The sequence below is a fragment of the Micrococcaceae bacterium Sec5.8 genome, assembly GCA_039636775.1.
Lineage (GTDB): Bacteria > Actinomycetota > Actinomycetes > Actinomycetales > Micrococcaceae > Arthrobacter.
On the sequence record CP143429.1, the window covers coordinates 3,767,769 to 3,789,614 of the forward strand.

The window sequence follows — 21,846 nt, forward strand, 5'->3', positions numbered from 1 at the left end:
ACTATCACATGGATCCACCGGGCCGACGCTCTCCTGCGGCATTCCTGGAGTCAGGTATCAGATCGTTACCATTGGTTCGGGGCAATGGATCCGGCACCGGCGGGCGGGCGATCGCCGAAAGCTAGGCGCCCCGGACCACGCGCGAGACGAGCTCCCGCCACGATGCGGCGAGTCGATCCGGGGTGATCTGGTGCACCCGGACGGCATGCAGGATCCGCTCCGGCTCCAGGACGGCACTCAGCGAGGTGGCCATCAACCAGGGGTCCGCCGAAACACCCGCCTGCCGCAGCAGCATCTCAAGATGCCGGTGCCACAGCACGGCTGCCGGGACGTCGAAGCGGTTGTAAGCCGACACGTCCGCAGCCCTGGCCAGCTCGCCGAATTCCAGTACCCAGCCGATCCGCTCTTCACCGAAGGCGATGAGCCGTGCCAGAGGTTCCGCGCCCGGGCCGAGCGGCGGCGGCCCGAACATGAACCTTCCCTGGAATCCGGCCTCCGCGTCGCTGAGCAGCGCCATCATCAGTCCTGCCCTGCTGCCGAACCGACGGAATACCGTCCCCTTGCCCACACCGGCCCGCTGGGCCAGGGTGCCCATGGTCAGCCCGTCCGCACCGCACTCGTCGACAAGTTGACGGGCGGCACCGAGCAACAACTCGCGGTTCCGGGCTGCGTCGCGGCGTTCGGGCTCTGCGCCGGGCCGGATGGGGATCAAGCTCACAGGGCACATTCTAGCGGCAGGGAATAGAAGCGGACCGCAGTCCGTTTTTATGGGAGAAGGCCATCAAAGGCCTCACGTATTAGCCAGCCGCACAAGCATCGGCGGCGCGACACCAAGGAGTTCACATGTCCAAGAACACCGTTCTGACCCTGGTCGGCAGCCTGCGCGCCGGGTCAACCAACCAGCAGTTGGCCGAAGCCTTCCAGCTCAACGCCCCGGAACAGATGGAAGTCCTCATCCACGACAGCCTCGGCAACATCCCGTTCTACAACGAGGACATCGACGTCGAAGGCCAGGTCCCCGCCGCCGCCGCCGCACTGCGCGCTGCAGCCAACGACGCCGACACCCTGCTGCTGGTCACCCCGGAGCACAACGGCACGGTTCCCGCGTCGCTGAAAAACGCCATTGACTGGCTGTCCCGCCCTTTCGGCGCCGGCGCCCTGAGCGGCAAGCCGACGGCCGTCGTCGGTACGGCCTTCGGCCAGTTCGGCGGAGTCTGGGCCCAGGACGAGGCCCGCAAGGCCGTCGGAATTGCCGGCGCCCGGGTCCTCGAGGATGTCAAGATGGCCGTCCCCAGCTCCCTGGTCCGCTTTGCCGAGACCCACCCGAAAGATGACGCCGAGATTGTGGAACAGATCAAGGCGGTCTTCGAAGTTTTGGAAGAATCCCGCTCCGTCTCCGCCGCGTAGCCCCACCTGGTTACCCGACACCCCCGGCGCCGCCAAGCGTCCGGGGGTGTTCCGCGTCCGAAGGGGCCACGGGTCCAACAGCCAGCACCGCAACAAAAGTTTTCCGCTCGGCAACAACGGTTGTATTCTTGGACATGTGACCCACGAAACACTTGACGCCGCCGCAGAAGTTCTTCCGGCCGAGGCAATTGACGCAATCGAACGTGCGGCTACGTCCGCCCACCGCCACGAGTTACTGTTCTCGGAGCGCGCAGCAAATATCAAGCAATCAGCAGTCCGCGACGTCTTTGACATTTCGATGCGCCCCGGCCTTGTTTCGCTGGCCGGCGGCAGCCCCTACCTGCAGTCGCTCCCGCTGGACCGGCTGGGCAAGACGGCTGCGGGGATCATCGCGGACCACGGACTGACCGCGTTGCAGTACGGCAGCGGCCAGGGCACCGAAGAACTCCGCATCCAGATCTGCGAGGTCATGGCCGAGGAAGGAATTCTTGATGCCAGGCCCGAGAATGTGGTGATTACCGCGGGCTCGCAGTCCGCCCAGGACGTGGCCACCAAAGTCTTCTGCAACCCTGGCGACGTGGTGCTGGTGGAGGATCCCACGTACGTCGGCGCGCTCAACACGTTTGAGGCCTACCAGGTGCAGGTGGCCACCGTGCCCATGGATGCGGACGGCATCATCCCGGACCTCCTCGAGGCCAAGATCGCCGCCCTGCAGACGGCCGGTAAAAGCATCAAGTTTCTTTACACCATCCCCAGTTTCAACAACCCTTCCGGCATCACACTGTCGGCGGAGCGGCGTCAGCAGGTTGTCGATATATGCCGCAACGCGAATATTTTGGTTCTGGAGGACAACCCCTATGGGCTGCTCCGGTTCGACGGCCAGCCTCTCACCCCGCTGCGGGCTGACAACCCGGACGACGTGATCTACATGGGTTCCTTTTCAAAGATTTTTGCCCCGGGCCTGCGGATCGGCTGGGCCCTCGTCCCCGCGCACCTTCAGCGCCGCTACTACCTGGCGTCGGAAGCGGTCACGCTGTGCCCGCCAACGCTGAACCAGATGCTCGTTTCCGCCTACCTTCGGGACTACGACTGGCGCGGGCAGATTCAGACATACCGGGGGCTTTACGAGGAGCGCTGCCGCGCGATGCTGGCCGCGCTGGAGGAATTCATGCCGCCGGGTCTGACCTGGACCCGGCCGGAGGGCGGCTTCTTCGTCTGGGTGACGCTGCCCGAAGACGTGGACACCTACCCGCTCTTGCAGAAGGCGATCGATGCCGGGGTGGTCTTTATTCCGGGCGCGGCGTTCACGCATTCGGATGAGCCGTCCAACAAAATCCGGCTCGCCTTCAGCGCCGTCGCGCCCGATTCCATCCGCGAAGGCGTGCGGCGGCTGGCGCCGGTCCTGCAGGAAGCCGTCGCGGCGCGGTAGCCTGAACCATTGGCCCACGGCCGCCCCTATTCGTTGACCCAAGGAGCATTCATGACCGGAATTATTGTTGTCGGCGTCGATGGCAGCGAGACTGCCTTAAGAGCCGCGCACACGGCCCGCGATCTGGCCACGTCGCTGGGAGCCACGCTTCATGTGGTCAGCGCGTTCGACAGCGACAGGACCGAGGTGTTCGGCAGCGGCAGCGACGAGTGGATCGTCTCCGACGCCGGCAACGCCGAGAAGGTGGCCCGCAGCGTCGCCGACAGCCTCCGTACGCCCGCCCTGAACGTCACCTACGCCGCCGGCCGCGGCAAGCCCGCTGAGGCCCTGATTGAGGAAGCTGCCCGCACCGGCGCGCAGTTGATCGTGGTCGGCAACCGCCGGATGAAGGGTCTGGGCCGCGTCCTCGGCTCCGTGGCCAACTCCGTGGCCCATAACGCCCCCTGCGATGTCTACATCGCCAAAACGGACGCCACCGACTAGGCGGAGCCAGGGGGCGCGGCCCGGGCCTATCCGGTCGGCGCCCCCGCCGTCTTAAGCATCCGGCGCAGGATCTTGCCTGAGGAGGATTTCGGCACGGCGTCGATGAACTCCACCCGGCGGATCTTCTTGAAGGGTGCCACCTTGGCCGCCACATAGTCGATCACCGCGGACTCGTCCAGCCGCGCGCCCTCATCCCCGGGCTGGCGCACCACGAACGCCATCGGCACTTCCTGGCCATCGGCGTCGGAGGTTCCGATCACGGCGGCGTCCGCGATGCCGGGGTGGGTCAGGAGCAGCGCCTCAAGCTCTGCCGGCGCAATCTGGTAGCCCTTGTACTTGATCAATTCCTTGAGCCGGTCCACAATCGTCACGACTCCGTCGGCACGGACGGTGGCGATGTCACCGGTATGCAGGAAGCCGTCCGGGTCGAGGGTATCCGCGGTTTCCCCCGGCCGGTTGAGGTAGCCGAGCATGACGTTTGGCCCACGGCACAGCAGATGCCCGGGCAAGCTGGTGCCCTCCGCAGGAAATTCGATTTCCTCCCCGGTTCCCGGATCCACCAGGCGGCAGTCCATGTTCGGAACGGTGTAGCCCACTGAACTCACGGGCACACCTGCAGCATCCACCGGAATAAGATGCGAGACGGGGCTCATCTCGGTCATGCCGTAGCCCTGCAGCACCCGGCAACCAAGGCGCTCGGCCAGCTTGGCACCGAGTTCGCCGTCCAGCGGGGCCGCGCCGGAAAGAGTCGTGTGCACGGAACTGAGATCGTAATCGGCCACCATTGGATGTTTGGACAGCGCCACAGCTACCGGTGGGGCGATGAACAGGTAGCTGCATTTCTGGTCCTGAATGATCCGCAGGAACTCAGCGAGTTCGAATTTCGGCATGGTGACCAGGCAGGCACGTTGCCGCAGCGCCAGATTCAGGAGCACCGTCAACCCGTAGATGTGGAAGAACGGCAGCAACGCAAGGAGCCGGTCCTCCGGGGCGACCTTGAGCAGGCCGCGGGACTGCTCGGCGTTCGCGATCAAGTTCCGGTGGCTGAGCATGACACCCTTGGGACGGCCGGTGGTACCGGAAGAATACGGCAGCACAGCCACATGGGTTGCCGGATCGAAACGGACCTCGGGCGCCGGCGCACCCGCGGCGAGGAGGTCCCGGAGCGAAGGGTGGCCGTCGGCGCCGTCGAGCACAACAAGCCGGCTCGCCGGTATCCCGGCCCGTGCGGCAGCTTCCCGTGCGGCGGGGAGCAATGCGGACACGGTGAACAGCCATTCCGCACCGGCATCTGCCAGTTGTAGGGCGATCTCATCCGCTGTGTACAGCGAGTTGACGGTGGTGACAGCGGCACCGGCCCGCAGCAGTCCGTGGAACACGACCGCGAACGCCGGCACGTTGGGGCACAGGATCGCGGCGACACCGTGGACGCCCAGGCCCTGGGCGGCGACGGCTCCGGCCAGCGCGTCGATCTGCGCCACGAGCGTCCGGTAGCTCGTCTCCGCACCGCTGCCGCCGTCGACGAGGGCCACCCGGTCCAGGTCTGCCTCCTTCAGGCCACCAAAGAGGTACTCGTACAGGCTCACGTTGGGAATTTCCACGTCGGGGAACGGGCTTGAGAACACGCAACATCTCCTTTGATCCGCGTCCGCCCGGCTGGCGGCGGCTGGTGCCACTCTAGTGCCGCAGGGGCCGTTCCGGACAGGACCCGTTTCCGCGCCCTCGTCTGGCCGGGGAACGACGCTCCCGCCCAGTTGCCCGCGGCAGGAAGCCGCCGACGTCCCGGTATACCCCGGAAATTCGAGGGAATCCCGGCGGACAGCCCCGCAGTAACCGGGCAGGAACGTCGCGTCGGCGCGGGTCCGGAGGAATCTCAGTCCAGCAGCAGGGCGGGCTCTTCCAGGATCGCCGCGACGTCGGCCATGAAGCGTGCCGAGAGGTCCCCGTCGACCACACGGTGGTCGAAGGAGCCTCCGAGCGTGGTAATCCAGCGCGGAATGACCTCGCCGTCCAGCACCCAGGGCTTTTGCTTAATCGTGCCGAAAGCCACGATTGCCACCTCCCCGGGGTTGATGATCGGCGTGCCGGTGTCGATGCCGAGGGCACCGATGTTGGTGACGGTCAGTGTCCCGCCCTGCATCTGGGCCGGCTGGGTCCTTCCTGCACGCGCGGTGGTGGCCAGCTCGTTCAAGGCCAGGGCAAGCTCCTTGAGCGAAAGGTCCTGGGCGTTCTTGATATTCGGGACCATCAGTCCCCGCGGCGTGGCTGCGGCGATTCCGAGGTTCAGGAAGTGCTTGACGTGGATTTCGGCGGAGTCGCTGCCGTCGGGATTGTCCACCCAGGTTGCATTGACGCTGGGGTTGCGGGCCGCGGCCCAAATGACCGCCTTGGCCAGGATCAGCAGCGGGGATACTTTGATCCCTTCGAAATCGCGGGAGGCCTTGAGCCGCTTGACGAACTCCATGGTCCGGCTGGCGTCGACGTCGACGAAAATGCTGACGTGCGGAGCCGCGAAGGCCGACTCGACCATGGCCCGCGCCGTGGCTTTGCGGACCCCCTTGACCGGAATCCGCTCAATCCGCTGTTCATTCGGACGGCCGGTTTTGCCCCAGAAAGTATCCGCCTGGTCCAGTTCTGCGTCGCGCTGCGCCTGGTAGCTCACCAGGTCCTCGCGGGTCACTTCGCCGCGGGCGCCCGTCGGGACGACGTCGGCAAGGTCGATGCCCAGATCACGGGCAATTTTCCGCACGGGCGGCTTGGCCAGGACCCTGCTGACGAGGCCGGTGATGGCGCCACCGAGGGTGGGCCGCTGATCGGCCGGCCCGGCCGGCGACGGCTGTTCAGCGGCGGCGACCGGCTCCGGGCTGATCCAGATGTTCTGGCTTTCCACCCCCGCCTGCTCGGCAGCCGGGGTCGGGGCAGCAGCAGGGGCCGTCGAGACGGCGGGCATGGCCGTCGCGGAGGCGATCCGCCGACGGCGCTTGACCGCATCCGCCTTGGGCCCGGAACCCACGAGAGGACCGCCGGCCGGACGACCATCATGCTCGCCGGCGTCGGATGTGTCCGGTGTGAGTGTTCCGTACATAGGGGCATCGGCAGCCGGGGCGGTACCGGCGTCCGAGGGCACGGCGTCGCTGACGCTGATGATCGGGGTTCCGACGTCGACTGTCAGGCCTTCGGGGACCAGCAGCTCGGTGACCGTTCCGGCGAAGGGTGAGGGCAGTTCAACGAGGGATTTCGCGGTCTCAATCTCGCACAGGACATCATTGATGGCCACCGTGTCGCCGGGCTTGACCTTCCAGGCGACGATCTCGGCCTCGGTCAGTCCCTCGCCCACATCGGGAAGGTTGAACTTGTGGAGAGTCATGTTGTCCTTGTTGGAGATAGCGCCTCAGCGGGAAGCGGTCGGAGGAAGATGCCAGTCAGCAAGAGCGGCCGGAATCAGTACGAGAAAGCACGGTCCAGCGCCTCAAGGATGCGGTCGATGTCGGGGAGGTAGTCCTCCTCCACTTTGGCTACGGGATAGGGCATATGGAAGCCTCCGACGCGGATGACAGGTGCCTCGAGGCAGTGGAAGGCCCGTTCACTGATCCGGGCCGCGATTTCGCCGCCGATTCCACCGAAGGTGGGCGCCTCGTGGGCCACCACCAGCCGGCCCGTCTTCTTAACGGAGGCTGTGACGGTGTCGAAGTCGATCGGTGAGATGGAGCGCAGGTCCACCACTTCGATGCTGCGGCCGTCTTCAGCGGCGGCGTTGGCCGCTGCCAGGGCCACCGGAACCAACGGGCCGTACACCGCCACGGTCGCGTCAGTCCCCTCGCGGAGCACGTGGGCCTTGAAGGGGTCTGCCGAGGTTCCGGGGGATTCCGTATCGACCTCACCTTTGAGCCAGTAGCGGCGCTTCGGTTCGAAGACAATCACAGGGTCCTGGCAGTCGACAGCTTGTTGGATCATCCAGTAGGCGTCGTGCGGGTTGGACGGGGTGATGATCCGCAGGCCGGCGGTGTGGGCGAACAGCGCCTCCGGGGACTCGGAGTGGTGCTCGATCGAGCCGATGCCGCCGCCATAGGGGATCCGGATGACGACGGGCACGGTCAGGTTGCCGTTGCTGCGTGCATGCATCTTGGCCAGCTGGGTGGTGATCTGGTTGAAGCCCGGGAAGACGAAGCCGTCGAACTGGATTTCGCAGACGGGCAAGTAGCCACGCAGGGACAGGCCGATCGCGGTCCCGATGATGCCGGACTCCGCCAGCGGGGTGTCCACGACGCGGTCTGCACCGAACTCCGCGATAAGCCCGTCGGTGACGCGGTACACGCCGCCGAGGGGACCGATGTCCTCGCCCATGAGCAGGGCGCGGGGGTTGTTGGTCAGCGTCGCGCGAAGACCTTCGTTAATGGCCTTGGCTATGGTCATGGTGGTCATCAGTTAGTGGCACCTTCCGCCGGGACTGCTGCGTCGTCGGCGAATCCCGCGCTGTACTCCTCAAACCAGGCCAGCTCCTCTGCCACCAGCGGGTGGGCCTCCACGTAGGTGTTGGCGAATGCGGTCCGGATGTCCGGCGTCTCGAGGTCATGGGTGGTCTTGCGGACGTAGGCGGCGAGTTCATCACCGTCGGCCCGCACCTGCTCGAAGAACGAATCGCCGGCGAGCCCCTCGGCGCGCAGGTACTTTTCCAGGCGGTCGAGCGGATCTTTGGCACGCCACCGGCTCTCTTCGGCGGATTCCCGGTACTTCGTGGGGTCATCAGCGGTGGTGTGCGCGCCGACGCGGTAGGTGAACGCCTCGATCAGCACCGGGCCTTCGCCCCGACGGGCCCGTTCCAGCGCCCATTCAGTGACGGCATGGACCGCCACGACGTCGTTTCCGTCCACCCGGATTCCCGGGAACCCATAGCCCTTGGCCCGGTCGGCGAGCGGAACGCGGGTCTGCACGGAACTGGGGACCGAGATCGCCCAGTGGTTGTTCTGGCAGAAGAACACCACCGGCGCCTTGTACGAGGAGGCGAAGACCATGGACTCATGGACGTCGCCCTCGGAGCTTGCTCCGTCGCCAAAGTAGACCATCACGGCCGCGTTGGGCTCCGCCGGCTGAGCGGGGGTTGCCCCCGCAAGAGCGGTCGAAGCTGCGAGCTTCTGGTCACGCTGGATGCCCATCGCATAGCCCACCGCATGGGGTGTCTGGGCCGCGAGGACCAGGGTGTAGAGGTGGAAGTTGGTGTCCTTGGGGTTCCAGCCCCCGTTCGACACTCCCCGGAACTGGCGCAACAGCTCAGCCAGGTCCACGTTGCGGGTCAGGGCAACGCCGTGCTCACGGTACGTGGGAAAGATATAGTCCTGTGGCTGGCTGGCCCGTCCGGAGCCGATCTGGGCTGCCTCCTGGCCGGTCAGCGGCACCCACAACGCCAACTGGCCCTGGCGCTGCAGTGCCGTTGCTTCCACGTCGAAGCGTCGGATTTTCGCCATATCGGCGTAAAATCCGCGCAGCTTCTCCGTAGTGAGACGTTCGGCGTAAACCGAGAACACGGGGTCAGTTCCGAGCGTGCCGTCAGGGGCGAGGAGTTGCACCATGGGCTCGGCTGGAGCCCCCATGCGGGCCTCGGCCGCAGCTTCCTGCCGGTCTTCAATATCGGTTCCATCGAACTCGGTAGAGGGCAGATGTGTGGCGCCCATACCGTCTCCTTGCCTGCCGCATCCGAATACGCCGCAATCGCTGGGATATATGCCGGGACGGACATGCATTCCCAGGCCAGCATATATTTTGGCTTACTGGTCCTTACTTTATCCGCAGCCGGAAGGCCGCGGCCGTCATGACAAGTGCTAGGAACGCCTCGGAGGTTTTGTATAGATCGCACAGAGCTCCAGGAAACGCGTGTTGGCTTCCGCTTCCCCTATGCTGACCCGCACCCCCTCGTCGGCGAAAGCGCGGACCGAGAGCGCCCGCTCCCCCGCCAGAGCCGCGAATTCGGCGCTATCGGCGCCGAGATTGAGCCAGACGAAGTTCCCCTGCGCCGCCGGCACGAACCAGCCCAGGTCCCGCAGCGCGGACGTGACCCGGTCCCGTTCGTCCACCAGGCTTTGTACCCTTTCTACAACTTCATGAAAGTGCTTCAGCGAGGTGACTGCTGCCGTCTCGGCGATCTGGGACACGGAGAAGGGGGTGGCCGCAACCCGCAGATGCTGCGTGAGGTCGGGGTTGGACACGCTGTAGCCCACCCGCAGCCCGGCGAGTCCGTGTGCCTTCGAGAAGGTGCGCAGCACCACAACGTTGGGGTATTTCCGGTACATCTCGATGCCGTTCACGGCCTGGCCGTCGCGGACGAACTCCTGGTAGGCCTCGTCGATGACCACCACAATGTCGGCCGGGACGGTCCGGAGGAAGCGTTCGGTTTCCTCTGCGGTCAGGATGGGGCCGGTGGGGTTGTTGGGTGTGCACAGCAGGATCACCCTGGTTCGGGCGGTCACCGCGGCCGCCATGGCATCGAGGTCGTGCCGGCCGTCCGCGGTCAGGGGGATCTGCACACTGTCTGCGCCGGCGAGTCCCACGCTGATGGGGTAGGCCTCGAAAGACCGCCAGGCGTAGATGACCTCGTCAGGCTTGCCATCGTCGTTTTGCCCGGCGAACGTGGCAAGCAGCTGGTTCAGGGCTCCGAGGCTTCCGGCGCCGGTGACAATGTCCTCGGCCGGAACGTCCAGGAAACCGGCGAGCGCGCTTCGCAGCTTGCTGCTGAGCGGATCCGGGTAGCGGTTGAAGTCCGTCTGCGCCGCGATGGCCTGCTGCACTGCAGGGATCGGCGGGAGCGGGTTTTCGTTGGAGGACAACTTGTAGCTGGCCAGGCCCTCGACGGGGGCCGGGGGCTTGCCGGCCGCGTAGCGGGGAAGAAGGTCTACCACCGGACGGGGCCTGGTGCCCCCTGCCGTGTTCTCTGATGAGGTCATGCCCTCTAGCCTACGTCGGCCAACTGCCCGGGTAGGGGTATATGGCCCCTGCCGCTGCCACCGGGCGTGTGACAGCATGGGCCCATGCGCTCATTTATCGTACGAGTCATCATCAACGCGCTGGCCCTGGCCGTAGCGTGCTGGATCCTGACCGGCCTGGATATCACCACTGCCGGCGACGGCGCGCTCAACACCGCCCTGGGCTACCTTTTCATCGGGTTGATCTTCGGCCTCGTCAACGCCTTCGTCAAGCCCATCATCAGCCTGCTCTCGCTGCCGATCACCATTCTCACCCTGGGCCTTTTCACGATTGTCATCAACGCGGGAATGCTTTATTTGACGGCTTGGATCAGCAGTTACACGGCTGTGAACTTCACCATCGACTCTTTCTTCTGGACAGCGGTGTTCGCTGCCCTCATTATCAGCGCAGTGTCCCTGGTGGCCAGCGCTCTTCCCGCGCTTGACCGCTAGGCCCCGGGGCCGGGGCCAGTGCCCGCCGCGTTGAGCCCCTGGTTTCCCGGCGGAGCGAGAAGCGGGTCACCCCGGCCGTCCCGCCCGCGCCGACGACGGCCGTGAGCGCGGCGGTCGAGGCCTCAAGCGACGGATTCCTGCTGGCGCTGATCTCCCGGGCGCCCTCGGCGTAGCGTGCCGCGTCGTGTCCCGGCCCCAGGCCGCGCTCCAGCCACTCGTGTCCCGGAATCGGAGTGGTCACGGTGACGGTCACCCGGTCTTTCGTGTCCGGGTTGGGCATACCATCGGCTCCGGGCACCCAGTCCTGTTCGTGTTCCAAGTGAAGGCTGCTGGTTCCGGCTGCCGGCTCGATCGCACCCACCGGCGAACCAGCCGTAAGGACGAACCTGAGATCGTAGTCGGCGAGGAACGCCTTATCCCGGGAAAGGTTCATGGCGTGAATGCCACCCTGGCTGTAGCCGACGGCGGCCACCTGGTCGCCGGACTCGGCGCCCGCCTGCGCGAGGGCTTCCCGGATGGCCGCGCCGGTCTCGCTCGAGTCGAAGCCCAGACCCTCGGCGATGCCGGCGGTGTCAAAGGGATTGCTGCCCTGCGGCAGACCGTCCAGCTGCGTCCCTGGGATGACCACCACCCAGGCACGGTGTGGGCGCTCCCCCAATTCCAGGACCTCGATCTCACCGCTGGTCCGTCCGACCGCCTCAGCGCGCAGCAGCAGCCCGGCCGGTGAGACGTCGACCTCCTCAATGCGGCGTTCGCTGCCGGTGATCCGGACGGAGCGGGGCCGCAGGAAGTCCAGTTCCGGCACCGCAGCCAGAGCGCGGATGGAGGATCGGACGCTGGCAGACGCACCCGCCAATCCTGCCGCAGCGACACCGGCAGGGAGGCCGAGAAGTAACGCCACCCCGGCCGGCGCCCAGGATAGTCCATCCTCCACCGTGTCCCGGACAGTGATCGGAGGCAGACCAAGGAGAGGCGGCAGGGGCCAGTACCCTGCCCCGGTCAGGCCAATCCGCAGGAGCAGGGTGTTACGGGCTTCGGCGGACTCGTAGTCCCGGTGGCTGGCCCGCACGTCGCGGCAAAGCCGCTCCAGCTTCATCCGCACGCTGCCGATCGCCCTCCCCGCCTCCCCAACAGCGGTGATCGCCGCGCTTCCGGTGGAGTAGGAGTCGAACTGGTACGGGAACAGGGCGCGGCGCACGCGGTCGGCCTCCACTTCAATGATCGCCAGCTCGTGCACGATCCCGTCCAGCGCCGATGCGCCGGCCAGGAGTTCCTCGAACTGGAAACTGAGTCCCCCCACGCCGCCCCGGATCTGTAACACGCCGTCCACCGGCGCGGCAGGAACCGGTGCTGCCCCGGAGCCTGCCGGTGACGCTTCAGCCATCAGTAGCCCGGCTTTATCGAGGAGAGGGCGACGTTACTGCCGTGCCGGAGCACAGCAGCCACGGCGTCCTGCAGGGCCGCGGTGCCCCGGCGAAGGGACGCGGCGTGCAGGGACAGCGACGCCCGGTAGGCCCGGCCGGCCGGGCTCTGCCAGCTTTGCAACTCGACGCCGGACAGGCGGGCCAGCTCGGCATCAGTCCGGTCTGCGCAGGCAGCCACCCGGGCGGCGAGTTGCTGGACCTCATAACTGCGCGAGGCACAGGCAGCGGCCTCGGAGGCCAGCACGTCACCCGCCGCCACACTGGCGCCGGCCTCCGCACTCGTCCGCCCTGTCCTGCTGGTCATAACACCGACGTTAGGGATCCGCACAAGCGGGCTGAAGCCCCCCGCGCCACCATGTGGATAACCGGCCGCGGCAGCGGGAGCCGCTTCGGCGGACCACCCGGAAGTCACATGGTTCAGCACACTTAAGGCCCGGCGGGACTTCGTGAAAGAATCGGGGCATGCCTGAAACTGCTGCTCCAGCTGATACCCGCACGCCGTCCGGACGCCTTGCCCTCGCCGCGTCCCCACAACCGGTCGCGCTCGGCCCGCTGGACGGCAGGTACCAGCCCGCCGTCGCGCCGCTGGTCGACTACCTCTCCGAGGCCGCCCTCAACCGCGACCGGGTCGCCGTCGAAGTTGAATGGCTCATCCACTTGACCGGCAACAGCGTGCTCCCCGGTGCCGGACCGCTGTCCGCGGAGCAGCAACAGAAACTGCGCGCCATCGTCACTGAATTCGACGCCGGCTCGGTCGCCGAACTGGCAGACATCGAAGCCGTCACTGTGCACGACGTCAAAGCCGTCGAGTACTACATCGGCCGCCGCCTGCCCGGCATCGGCATCGAACGCCTGACCGCCATGGTGCACTTCGGCTGCACTTCCGAGGACATCAACAACCTCTCCTACGCCCTGGGCATCAAGGGCGCCGTCGAGGACGTCTGGCTGCCCGCCGCCCGGAAGCTCGTCTCCCAGATCACTGCCATGGCCGAGGACAACCGCGCCGTGCCCATGCTCTCCCGCACCCACGGCCAGCCGGCCACTCCCACCACGCTCGGCAAGGAACTGGCCGTCAGCGCGCACCGGCTGACCCGCCAGCTGGACCGCATCGCCCGGACCGAATACCTCGGCAAGATCAACGGCGCCACAGGCACCTATGCCGCACACGTGGCCTCCATCCCCGGCGCCGACTGGGAACAGGTCGCCAGGAGCTTCGTTGAGGGCCTGGGCCTGGGCTGGAACCCGCTGACCACGCAAATCGAAAGCCATGACTGGCAGGCCGAGCTGTACGCCGACGTCGCACGGTTCAACCGGATCCTGCACAACGTCTGCACGGACGTTTGGAGCTACATCTCGATCGGCTACTTCGTGCAGATCCCGGTCGCAGGCGCCACGGGCTCCTCCACCATGCCGCACAAGGTCAATCCGATCCGCTTCGAAAACGCCGAGGCCAACCTGGAGATCTCCTCCGGGCTGCTGGACGTCCTGGGCTCCACGTTGGTGACCTCCCGATGGCAGCGCGACCTCACCGACTCCTCCTCGCAGCGCAACATCGGCGTGGCGTTCGGCCACTCCCTGCTCGCCATCTCCAACGTGGCCAAGGGCCTGGACCGGCTCAAGGTCGCCGGGGACGTCCTGGCCGCGGACCTCGACACCAACTGGGAAGTCCTGGGCGAAGCCATCCAGATGGTCATGCGCGCCGAGGCCATCGCCGGCGTCGAGGGCATGGAGAACCCCTACGAACGGCTCAAAGACCTGACCCGCGGGCAGCGCGTCGATGCGGTGCGGATGCAGGAGTTCGTCCAGAGCCTGGGCCTGTCCGCCGACGCTGAAGCCCGGCTGCTGGCGCTCACCCCCGGCAAGTACACCGGCATCGCGGACAAGCTGGTGGACCACCTGGCATGAGGCTCCTGCTGATCCGCCACGGCCAGACCCCGGGTAACGTCCTGGGCCAGCTGGACACCGCCCACCCGGGCCCCGGGCTGACCGAACTCGGCCAGCGGCAGGCGGCCGCCCTGGCGCGGTCGCTGGGGGATCAGCAGATCGACTTTCTGTACGCTTCCACCCTGATCCGCACCCAGATCACCGCCGCGCCGCTCTCGGCCGCCCGCGGACTGGGCGTCGAGGTGCTGGAGGGCCTGCAGGAGATCGAGGCCGGATCGCTGGAAAAGCTCAACGACAAGGAATCGCACGTGCGCTACCTGGGCACCGTGTTTGGCTGGGCGGCCGGGGAACTGCACCGCCGGATGCCGGCCGGGCCCAGCGGGCATGAGTTTTTCGAACGCTTCGACGCCTCCATCGCCCGGGTTGCCGCAGCAGCAGGCAGCGGCGCCGGGACGGCTGCCGTCGTCAGCCACGGGGCTGCGATCCGTGTCTGGGCGGGCCTCCGGGCCACCAATGTGGAGTCGGGCTTCGCCGCCCGCCACGTCCTTGCCAACACCGGCATCGTGGCGCTGGAAGGAGATCCGGATGCCGGCTGGCGGCTCATCCACTGGGACGACAGCCCCGTGGGCGGCCTGGCCCTGGTGGACCCGACGGCGGAGGACCCCACCGGCCGCACGCTGTAGCCGAATTCTCCGGACGCTAACGCGCAGGAAACACTGCCGAAACCGGCGCACCCTAGCGTTGGTCTGCATCATCCTTCGGCGAATCGAGGCAGCCATGCAGACCAACCCGCGGCTCAACATCCGGCAAGTGACCTGGGCCAACCCGGTGGGCGCGGACCTCCGCGCAGCCCAGCAGGCCGAGCTCGATGCCCGCTTCGGCTCCAGCGACCACGAGCCCGGCCCGCCGCCGTCGGGGGCCGACACTGCCGTGTTCCTCGTCGCCCACGACAAGGCGTCGGGCCAACCGGTGGGTTGCGGGGGATTGCGCCTCCTTGACGCGCACACCGCCGAGATCAAACGACTGTATGTGCTGCCGTACACCCGCGGATCCGGAGTGGCCAGTTCCATTCTGGCCGCCCTGGAAGCGCATGCCCATGCCCTCGGCATCACCTCCATCACCGCGGAGGCCGGCTCGGTACAGACTGACGGCCGGCAGTTCTACGAGAACTCAGGTTTCGTTCCGGTGCCGAACTTCGGGCCGTACATCGGCGTGGACCACTCCTACTGCTACACGAAAGCCATTGATTCGCACAGCGCCGCCCACACGGCCATGGCCTGAGGATTCGGGCGCCCGACGGCGTTGGATGTTCACGCCCCGTTAGCGCGCACGAAGCCGGCTATTCCTGCTTGTCGATCAGACTCGAGACTCCAGCAGGATTTTATTGTCAATTTGATGGTGATTAGGTGCTTTTCCGGCGTGTGCGGCTATAGGCTGGCCGGACATTGCCTCCTGGTCCCATGCAGAAATGAGTCTCTCCCGTGCGCAGATTGCATTCCATGGTTGCCGGCGCCGTCGCCGTCGCCCTTCTTACCGGTTGCGGAGCGGGCGCAGCAGCCCCCACACCCTCCGATCCTGCGCCCGAAACGGCCGCCGTGGCGCCTTCCGGGCCGCCGTCCGGCGAAACCCTCATTGTCTACACCAATTCCAATGGTGAAGGCCGCGGTGAGTGGCTGACAGCAAAGGCTGCTGAGGCTGGTTTTAAGATCGAGATCGTGGGTGCCGGCGGCGCTGACGCCACTAACAAGTTGATTGCCGAGAAGAACAACCCGATAGCAGACGTCGCGTTCGGGCTGAACAATATGTATTTCGAGCAGGTAAAGGCCGCCGGTGCCATCGAACCGATCACCCCCTCATGGTCGGGCGAGGTCGACGGCGCCAAGGGAGACCAGGGCGCAACCAAGGCTTACTGGCCCCTGGTGCAGCAGGCCATCCTTTTGGGTTATAACTCCGATAAGTTCAGCCAGGAACAAGCCCCCAAGGACTGGACCGACTTGTGGACCCAGGACAAATTCAAAACCCGCTATGAGCGCGTCACCGGCCTCGGGACGGCAACCGCGCAACTGGTGTTCGCCAGCATCCTGACCCGCTACAAGGACGACGGCGGCGATCTGGGCATCTCAGATGAAGGCTGGAAGCAGGTCGAAGAGTACTTCAAGAACGGCACCCCGGCAGTGGCCAAGACGGACCTTTTCGCACGTATCGCCTCCGGTGACACGGACATGGGCCAGATGCCGTCATCGATCATTGCCGAACGTGAAAAATCGTTCAAGGTCAACGTAGCGACCGTCATGCCGTCTGTCGGTGTTCCACTGGCCATCGAGCAAGTGGCGCTCGTTAAGGGCTCCAAGAAAAAGGACGAAGCCCTGAAATTTATCGACTGGTTTGGCAGCGCGCAGACCCAGGGTGACTGGGCACAGCAGTTCAATTCCATGCCGGTCAACAAATCAGCCGTGGCCAAGGCAAAGCCCGAAGTAGTCGAGTTCTTCGACTCGCTCAAGCAGCAGGATATCGATTGGAACTTCGTGCAGGCGAACATGGGCAAGTGGGTCGAAAAGATCGAGCTCGAATACATGACCTGAGCAGGCGTCAGGTCGCTGCCGGCAGCATTTGCCGTCGCAACCGGTACGCCTCGGCCGCCGGCCGTTTTCCCCACCGCCAGAAAGTCAGATAGCCATGATTCGTTTCGAGAACGTCAAGGTCACCTTCGGTGATTTCACCGCCATTCCGGGCTTGGACCTTGAGGTGAAACCGGGTGAATTCTTTACCCTGCTGGGACCCTCTGGCTGTGGGAAGACGACGGCGCTGCGCACCCTCGCCGGGTTTATCGAGCCGGTTGCCGGCGACGTGTACGTCGACGGCAAGGCCGTCACCCGGCTTCCGAGCGACAAGCGCCAGATCGGCATGGTCTTCCAGAACTATGCTTTGTTCCCCAGCATGAGCGTTTGGGAAAACATCGCCTTCGGTTTGCGGGTTCGCAAGGAAACGCGGGCCGACAGCGAGCGCCTGGTCCGCGATATTGCCAAACGAGTGGACCTCTCGGACGAGCAAATGGCCAAGAACGTATCGGAGCTTTCCGGCGGTCAGCAGCAACGGGTCGCCGTCGCCCGCGCCCTGGTACTCCAACCGAAGATTCTGCTCCTTGACGAGCCGCTCTCCAATTTGGACGCAAAGCTCCGCCACCAGTTGCGGCAGCAACTCAAGGATCTGCAGAGTGAATTCGGCATCACAACGGTTTACGTCACCCACGATCAAGACGAAGCGCTGGCGATGAGTGACCGGGTGGCCGTCTTCAATAACGGAGTTATCGAACAGATCGGCACTCCGCAAAGCATCTACGACCACTCAGCATCCGAATTTGTCTGCAATTTTATCGGCGACAGTTCCCGCCTTACGGGCGAGTTTGTTGCGGAACTGAACCGTCAATCCAGGCACACGCTGGATCCCGCGGCTAACTCATACCTGCGGGTGGAAAAGGCATCCCTGGACGCCGGCGGCGGGGATGGCTCCGCCGTCGCGATCGGAGGAACCGTGGTCTCCAAGACCTATCACGGCCTGCACAGCCGGTACGTGGTCCGTTGCCTTGGCGCCGACATCCGGCTGCTGGTCAAGGAGGACGGCGGGGCCCAACCGGGTACGGGCAGCCAGGCAACCGTTTACGTTCAGCCACAACACGTCCTGCAGTACCACCCGGAATCGGGGGCTGGCGTGGAAAACCGGCTGCAGCAGGCGGCCCGCCTGTGAGCTCCGCGGGCAGGCGGGCAAATTCCAACGGCACCAGCATCCGGACTATGCTCCGTTCCCCCGCCGTTCTCATCGTCGGCATAGCCCTCACGTGGTTCATCACGGCTTTCCTGGTCTGGCCGAATGCCAACGTTTTGATCCAGACGTTTTTCCCGAATGGAAGTTTCTCCGGGCGCGCCGCCGAGAAACTCTTCTCGTCCCAGCGGGCGATGAAGTCCCTCGGCAACAGCTTCCTGCTGGCCATCGTCCTATCCGTCACCGTCAACCTGGTGGGCATCTTCATCGTGCTGGTCACCCAGTACTTCAGGATTCGCGGTTCAAGGATCCTGTTCCTCGGCTACGCCACCACGTTTATTTATGGCGGTATCGTTCTGGCCGCCGGGTACAAATTCATCTACGGGGACAAAGGCATTGTCACCGGCTTCCTGCTGGCGCTGTTTCCGGGGATGGATCCCGGATGGTTTTCCGGATTCTTCGCCGTCCTTGCAGTGATGACCTTCGCCACGACCACCAACCACATGTTGTTCGTCACCAATGCGCTGAAAAATGTCGACTTCCAGACCATCGAGGCTGCCCGGAATATGGGTGCCTCTACGTGGACCATCTTGCGGCGGATTGTTCTTCCGATGCTCAAACCGACCCTGTTTGCGGTCACCGTCCTCTCGTTCCTGACCGGCTTGGGCGCGCTGTCCGCGCCGCAAGTCCTGGGCGGACGGGACTTTCAGACCATCACTCCGATGATCCTCACGTTCTCCAACAGCCCCACATCCCGGGATCTCGCTGCGCTGCTCGCCGTCATCCTGGGAGTCGCCACCATCCTGATGCTGGCCGTCATGACCCGGCTGGAGAAGGGCGGCACCTACTTCTCCGTGTCCAAGGTCTCCGCCGGGCTGCAAAAGCAGCAGATCCGCAATCCCGCAGCAAACGCTGTTGTCCACACCGCCGCCTACCTGTTATTCGCCGTTTACACCCTCCCGGTCGTCTTGATCGTGCTCTATTCCTTCGCCGACGGCGCAGCTATCCAAACCGGGCGCCTCGCTCCAGGCAGTCTTACCCTGGACAACTACATCCGGGTGCTGACCCAGCCGTCGGGCCTGCGGCCGTTCATCATCAGCATCGTCTACAGCGCACTGGCCGCGGTGATTGCCGTCGGGGGACTGCTTTTCGTTGCCCGACTTCTGCAGAAGCACCGCAACTGGGTCACGGGTGTCTTCGAGTACCTGCTCCACATTCCGTGGATCCTACCCTCGGCGTTGCTGGCCCTTGGCTTGATTCTCAGCTACGACCACCCGAGCCCGCTGGTGGGCGGCACCGTACTGACGGGAACCACCGTTATCTTGCTCATTGCATTTGTCACCGTGAAGATTCCCTTCACCCTGCGCATGCTGAAGGCCTCGTTCGCTTCCGTGAACTCCTCGCTTGAGGAAGCTGCGAACATCATGGGCGCCAAAACCCTATATATTTTCCGCCGGATTCTCTTGCCGATCGTGCTGCCCGCAGCGACGGCGATCATGGCGCTCAACTTCAACAGCATGCTGGATGACTACGATACGGCGATCTTCCTGGCCCACCCGCTATTTCAACCTCTGGGGCTGGTGATCAAGGCGAACACGGACGGAGCCGAGGGCGTTGACGGCGTCTCGAACACATTCGTCTATACAGTGCTTCTCATGGTCATCACCGGGGTAACCATGTATCTGGTCTATGGCCGGGCGGCTAGAAAGCCTGCACGGAAACCCAGGACTCGGGCCGGCGGCAAGGACGTCTTGCCCTCTCAGCCAGCGGCAACGCCCAACGATCCGGCGCTCGTGCCCTGACCGGCGGCAAGGAAGCGCCACAGGGACCGCCGCCACCCGTCGCCGGGTAGCTTGATGCCGCCGGCAGGGGTTGCCCGGTCAGGTCCCAGTTCCCCGAAGTACGCCAGAATGGCGTCGCGGCCCTGTTTCGTGCCTGAGAGCACGCCGCTGGCAGCGGGCACCGGTATCAGTGCGCGCCCGGCCAGCCGGTGTAGGCCTCGGCGAGGTAGGCACGGCCGTGGCGCGAGGACACCACGGCGTTCAGCTCGCCAAGCTGGCGCGCACGGGCGAAGTCGTCGCCGTCGGCCGGGGTGTGCAGCATGGAGGTCATCCAGTAGGAGAACTGCTGGGCTTTCCAGACCCGGTCCAGAGCGCGGTCACTGTAGGCGTCCAGGAGAACCGTGTTGCCGGTCTGGTAGTAGCTGTCGAGGCCCTCAAAGAGCATCTTGACATCGTGCAGCGCCAGGTTCAGGCCCTTGGCCCCGGTCGGCGGAACGGTGTGGGCGGCGTCGCCGGCGAGGAAGAGCTTGCCGTGCCGCATCGGGGCATGCACGAAGCTGCGGAATTTCAGGACGGTCTTGTCGATAACCGGGCCCTCTTTGAGTTCGAAGCCGTTGCCGTTGACTTTGGTGCGGAAGGCGTCCCAGATCCGGTCATCGCTCCAGTTGTTGACGTCCTCGTTGGGATCACACTGGAAGTACATCCGCTGGACGGTGTCGGTCCGCTGGCTGATCAGGGCGAACCCGTTCTCAGAGTTGGCGTAGATCAGTTCCTCGGAGCTGCGCGGGGCCTCGGCCAGGATGCCGAACCAGGCGAAGGGGTACTCATGGAAATACCACTTCCGCCGGGCCTCGGGGATCTGGAAGCGGCTGTGGCTGCGTGAACCGTCCGCGCCGGCGATGAAGTCCGCCTGCAGCTCCCACTCCACGCCCTCCGCATCGGTGAACCAGACCTTTGGCGTGCCCTCGAGGTCGTGGATGGTGGTGTCCGTGACGCTATAACGCACGTCGCCGCCGTCGGCCTCGCGCCGGGCGGCGAGATCCAAAAAGACGTCGGTCTGGGGGTAGAGCCAGACCGACTCGCCGACGAGGTCCTGGAAGTCGATCCGGTGGCTCTCGCCGTTGAAGCGCAGTTCAATGCCGTCGTGCCGGTCGCCGTCGCGGAGCACCCGGTCCGAGGCGCCGCTGTCCACCAGCAGGTTGACGGAACCATGCTCCAGGATGCCGGCGCGGACGGTTTCCGAGATTTCCTTGTGGCTGCGGACCTCGATGACGGTGGATTCGATTCCCCGCTTCGCGAGCAGGTGGGACAACATCAGCCCGGCCGGGCCGGAACCCATAATGGCGACCTGGGTGGTGATGACTTTGCGGTTTTCCATGGTGTCCTCGCTTCGTTGCGGGGCCCGGACTGGTGGGCGTCGGGGGCCGTGTGGAGTCTCTGGCTTCAGTGTGCGCCCGGGCACGTGATGAGCGTTACAGGGATTCCGCTGAATGGAAGCCGGCGGTGGTCCTCGGATCCGGCAGCTGACGTCCGATCCCGCGGGCCGCTGTCTGCAGGGCGGGAACCAGCGCCTGCAGGCGCATCTCGCGCAGGGGAACGACGACGCCGAGCGCCGCCACCGTCCGGTCCCGCGCGTCCCGTACCGGCACCGCAATCCCCCAAGTGTCCGGATCGACGACGCCGGCCAACTGCGCAAAGCCGCGGCCAGCGGTGTCCTGCAGCAGGTCGCGGACGTCTTCCGGCCCGACCTTGCCGGCAGGATCGTGGAACTGGTGGAGGTACTCGGCCTGGACCGGCGCCGGCTGGTTGGCCATCAGCGCCAGCCCGGCAGAAGAGACGTGCACCGGCATCCGGCCGGCGATCTGGGCCCGGTTCGCCACCGAGCCGCGGCGGGAGAGCCGCTCAACGAACAGCGCCTCCCAGCCCTCCAGGACGGCCAGGTTCACATTCTGGTTCAGGACCTGCTGGATGTCCTCCATGAAAGGCATGGCCGCCTGCCGCAGGGCCAGGGTGGGCGAATTCCGGTTGACCAGCTCCCACAGGCGCAGGCCCGGCCGCACGGATCCCCCGCTGCCCAGTTCCAGGAGCCCGTGCCCGGCGAGCTGCCGGACCAGCCGGTGGGCGGTGCTCAGCGGCAGTCCGGCCCGGTCCGCGAGCTCGGAGAGCGGCAGCACGGTGACGCCCTCGGGGAACGCGGAAATCACCCGGACCACGCGGTCCACCACGGAGTCCCCGGTGCCGGAGTTAGCCATCGCCGCCTCTTCCGTTGAATG

The 21,846-nt window shown here is 65.6% G+C and carries 20 protein-coding genes; 10 read left to right on the forward strand and 10 right to left on the reverse strand.

The window, feature by feature from the left end; all coding sequences use genetic code 11:
• Positions 1–121 precede the first annotated feature (121 nt).
• The gene (locus VUN84_17370; protein ID XAS64026.1) at positions 122–718 is read right to left on the reverse strand and encodes a TetR/AcrR family transcriptional regulator; all 597 of its coding nucleotides are present in this window, start codon (positions 716–718) and stop codon (positions 122–124) included.
• Between the two features lie 125 nt (positions 719–843).
• Between VUN84_17370 and VUN84_17375 the strand changes: the two genes are divergently transcribed.
• The 3 genes from VUN84_17375 (at position 844) to VUN84_17385 (ending at position 3,319) form a co-directional block, all read left to right on the forward strand.
• On the forward strand, positions 844–1,407 hold the full coding sequence (locus tag VUN84_17375) for an NADPH-dependent FMN reductase (GenBank protein XAS64027.1): 564 nt from the start codon (positions 844–846) through the stop codon (positions 1,405–1,407).
• A 136-nt stretch (positions 1,408–1,543) separates the two neighbouring features.
• Positions 1,544–2,836, forward strand: coding sequence for a PLP-dependent aminotransferase family protein (locus tag VUN84_17380; protein ID XAS64028.1), 1,293 nt, complete (start codon positions 1,544–1,546; stop codon positions 2,834–2,836).
• Between the two features lie 51 nt (positions 2,837–2,887).
• Complete coding sequence (locus VUN84_17385; protein XAS64029.1) at positions 2,888–3,319, forward strand: universal stress protein; 432 nt, start codon at positions 2,888–2,890, stop codon at positions 3,317–3,319.
• 26 nt (positions 3,320–3,345) lie between these two features.
• Here VUN84_17385 and VUN84_17390 read toward each other — a convergent pair whose 3' ends face one another.
• From VUN84_17390 to VUN84_17410, 5 genes are all read right to left on the reverse strand, one after another.
• Positions 3,346–4,944, reverse strand: coding sequence for an AMP-binding protein (locus tag VUN84_17390; protein ID XAS64030.1), 1,599 nt, complete (start codon positions 4,942–4,944; stop codon positions 3,346–3,348).
• A gap of 248 nt (positions 4,945–5,192) precedes the next feature.
• Positions 5,193–6,686 (reverse strand): dihydrolipoamide acetyltransferase family protein, encoded by a 1,494-nt coding sequence (locus tag VUN84_17395; protein XAS64031.1) that lies wholly within the window; start codon positions 6,684–6,686, stop codon positions 5,193–5,195.
• Positions 6,687–6,760: 74 nt separating this feature from the next.
• The gene (locus VUN84_17400; protein ID XAS64032.1) at positions 6,761–7,741 is read right to left on the reverse strand and encodes a transketolase C-terminal domain-containing protein; all 981 of its coding nucleotides are present in this window, start codon (positions 7,739–7,741) and stop codon (positions 6,761–6,763) included.
• The gene (locus VUN84_17405; GenBank protein ID XAS64033.1) at positions 7,741–8,988 is read right to left on the reverse strand and encodes a thiamine pyrophosphate-dependent dehydrogenase E1 component subunit alpha; all 1,248 of its coding nucleotides are present in this window, start codon (positions 8,986–8,988) and stop codon (positions 7,741–7,743) included. The genes VUN84_17400 and VUN84_17405 overlap by 1 nt, the downstream gene beginning before the upstream one ends.
• A gap of 147 nt (positions 8,989–9,135) precedes the next feature.
• A complete protein-coding gene (locus VUN84_17410) occupies positions 9,136–10,254 on the reverse strand; it encodes a histidinol-phosphate transaminase (protein XAS64034.1) in 1,119 nt (372 codons plus the stop codon).
• 84 nt (positions 10,255–10,338) lie between these two features.
• On the opposite strand from VUN84_17410, the gene VUN84_17415 reads away from it, so the two are divergent.
• Positions 10,339–10,725 (forward strand): phage holin family protein, encoded by a 387-nt coding sequence (locus VUN84_17415; protein ID XAS64035.1) that lies wholly within the window; start codon positions 10,339–10,341, stop codon positions 10,723–10,725.
• On the opposite strand, the gene VUN84_17420 is transcribed toward VUN84_17415, so the two are convergent.
• Complete coding sequence (locus VUN84_17420; GenBank protein XAS64036.1) at positions 10,676–12,109, reverse strand: hypothetical protein; 1,434 nt, start codon at positions 12,107–12,109, stop codon at positions 10,676–10,678. The genes VUN84_17415 and VUN84_17420 overlap by 50 nt on opposite strands.
• Positions 12,109–12,453, reverse strand: coding sequence for a hypothetical protein (locus VUN84_17425; protein XAS64037.1), 345 nt, complete (start codon positions 12,451–12,453; stop codon positions 12,109–12,111). Before VUN84_17425 ends, VUN84_17420 begins: the two co-directional genes overlap by 1 nt.
• 158 nt (positions 12,454–12,611) lie before the next feature.
• Here VUN84_17425 and purB point away from each other — a divergent pair, with 158 nt between their 5' ends.
• The 6 genes from purB (at position 12,612) to VUN84_17455 (ending at position 19,594) form a co-directional block, all read left to right on the forward strand.
• Entirely contained in the window at positions 12,612–14,054 is a 1,443-nt protein-coding gene (gene purB, locus VUN84_17430) for an adenylosuccinate lyase (protein XAS64038.1), read from the forward strand.
• Entirely contained in the window at positions 14,051–14,716 is a 666-nt protein-coding gene (locus VUN84_17435; GenBank protein ID XAS64039.1) for a histidine phosphatase family protein, read from the forward strand. Before purB ends, VUN84_17435 begins: the two co-directional genes overlap by 4 nt.
• Positions 14,717–14,810: 94 nt before the next feature.
• Positions 14,811–15,314, forward strand: coding sequence for a GNAT family N-acetyltransferase (locus VUN84_17440; protein ID XAS64040.1), 504 nt, complete (start codon positions 14,811–14,813; stop codon positions 15,312–15,314).
• 218 nt (positions 15,315–15,532) lie between these two features.
• Positions 15,533–16,615 carry an extracellular solute-binding protein gene (locus VUN84_17445; GenBank protein XAS64041.1) on the forward strand — a complete coding sequence of 361 codons (1,083 nt, stop codon included), beginning with the start codon at positions 15,533–15,535 and terminating at the stop codon, positions 16,613–16,615.
• A 94-nt stretch (positions 16,616–16,709) separates the two neighbouring features.
• The gene (locus VUN84_17450) at positions 16,710–17,777 is read left to right on the forward strand and encodes an ABC transporter ATP-binding protein (GenBank protein ID XAS64042.1); all 1,068 of its coding nucleotides are present in this window, start codon (positions 16,710–16,712) and stop codon (positions 17,775–17,777) included.
• A gap of 47 nt (positions 17,778–17,824) precedes the next feature.
• A complete protein-coding gene (locus VUN84_17455) occupies positions 17,825–19,594 on the forward strand; it encodes an iron ABC transporter permease (GenBank protein XAS64043.1) in 1,770 nt (589 codons plus the stop codon).
• Positions 19,595–19,760: 166 nt separating this feature from the next.
• Here the strand turns inward: VUN84_17455 and VUN84_17460 are convergent, their stop codons facing one another.
• Positions 19,761–20,951 carry a 4-hydroxybenzoate 3-monooxygenase gene (locus VUN84_17460; GenBank protein XAS64044.1) on the reverse strand — a complete coding sequence of 397 codons (1,191 nt, stop codon included), beginning with the start codon at positions 20,949–20,951 and terminating at the stop codon, positions 19,761–19,763.
• A 94-nt stretch (positions 20,952–21,045) separates the two neighbouring features.
• Positions 21,046–21,825 carry an IclR family transcriptional regulator gene (locus tag VUN84_17465; GenBank protein ID XAS64045.1) on the reverse strand — a complete coding sequence of 260 codons (780 nt, stop codon included), beginning with the start codon at positions 21,823–21,825 and terminating at the stop codon, positions 21,046–21,048.
• Between the last annotated feature and the right edge of the window lie 21 nt (positions 21,826–21,846).

Coding starts and splice junctions, on each gene's coding strand:
- VUN84_17375 (XAS64027.1), top strand. CDS start 844: ATGTCCAAGAACACCGTTCTGACCCTGGTCGGCAGCCTGCGCGCCGGG.
- VUN84_17385 (XAS64029.1), top strand. CDS start 2,888: ATGACCGGAATTATTGTTGTCGGCGTCGATGGCAGCGAGACTGCCTTA.
- VUN84_17395 (XAS64031.1), bottom strand. CDS start 6,686: ATGACTCTCCACAAGTTCAACCTTCCCGATGTGGGCGAGGGACTGACC.
- VUN84_17400 (XAS64032.1), bottom strand. CDS start 7,741: ATGACCACCATGACCATAGCCAAGGCCATTAACGAAGGTCTTCGCGCG.
- VUN84_17405 (XAS64033.1), bottom strand. CDS start 8,988: ATGGGCGCCACACATCTGCCCTCTACCGAGTTCGATGGAACCGATATT.
- VUN84_17410 (XAS64034.1), bottom strand. CDS start 10,254: ATGACCTCATCAGAGAACACGGCAGGGGGCACCAGGCCCCGTCCGGTG.
- VUN84_17415 (XAS64035.1), top strand. CDS start 10,339: ATGCGCTCATTTATCGTACGAGTCATCATCAACGCGCTGGCCCTGGCC.
- VUN84_17420 (XAS64036.1), bottom strand. CDS start 12,109: ATGGCTGAAGCGTCACCGGCAGGCTCCGGGGCAGCACCGGTTCCTGCC.
- VUN84_17425 (XAS64037.1), bottom strand. CDS start 12,453: ATGACCAGCAGGACAGGGCGGACGAGTGCGGAGGCCGGCGCCAGTGTG.
- purB (XAS64038.1), top strand. CDS start 12,612: ATGCCTGAAACTGCTGCTCCAGCTGATACCCGCACGCCGTCCGGACGC.
- VUN84_17435 (XAS64039.1), top strand. CDS start 14,051: ATGAGGCTCCTGCTGATCCGCCACGGCCAGACCCCGGGTAACGTCCTG.
- VUN84_17440 (XAS64040.1), top strand. CDS start 14,811: ATGCAGACCAACCCGCGGCTCAACATCCGGCAAGTGACCTGGGCCAAC.
- VUN84_17445 (XAS64041.1), top strand. CDS start 15,533: ATGGTTGCCGGCGCCGTCGCCGTCGCCCTTCTTACCGGTTGCGGAGCG.
- VUN84_17450 (XAS64042.1), top strand. CDS start 16,710: ATGATTCGTTTCGAGAACGTCAAGGTCACCTTCGGTGATTTCACCGCC.
- VUN84_17455 (XAS64043.1), top strand. CDS start 17,825: ATGCTCCGTTCCCCCGCCGTTCTCATCGTCGGCATAGCCCTCACGTGG.
- VUN84_17460 (XAS64044.1), bottom strand. CDS start 20,951: ATGGAAAACCGCAAAGTCATCACCACCCAGGTCGCCATTATGGGTTCC.
- VUN84_17465 (XAS64045.1), bottom strand. CDS start 21,825: ATGGCTAACTCCGGCACCGGGGACTCCGTGGTGGACCGCGTGGTCCGG.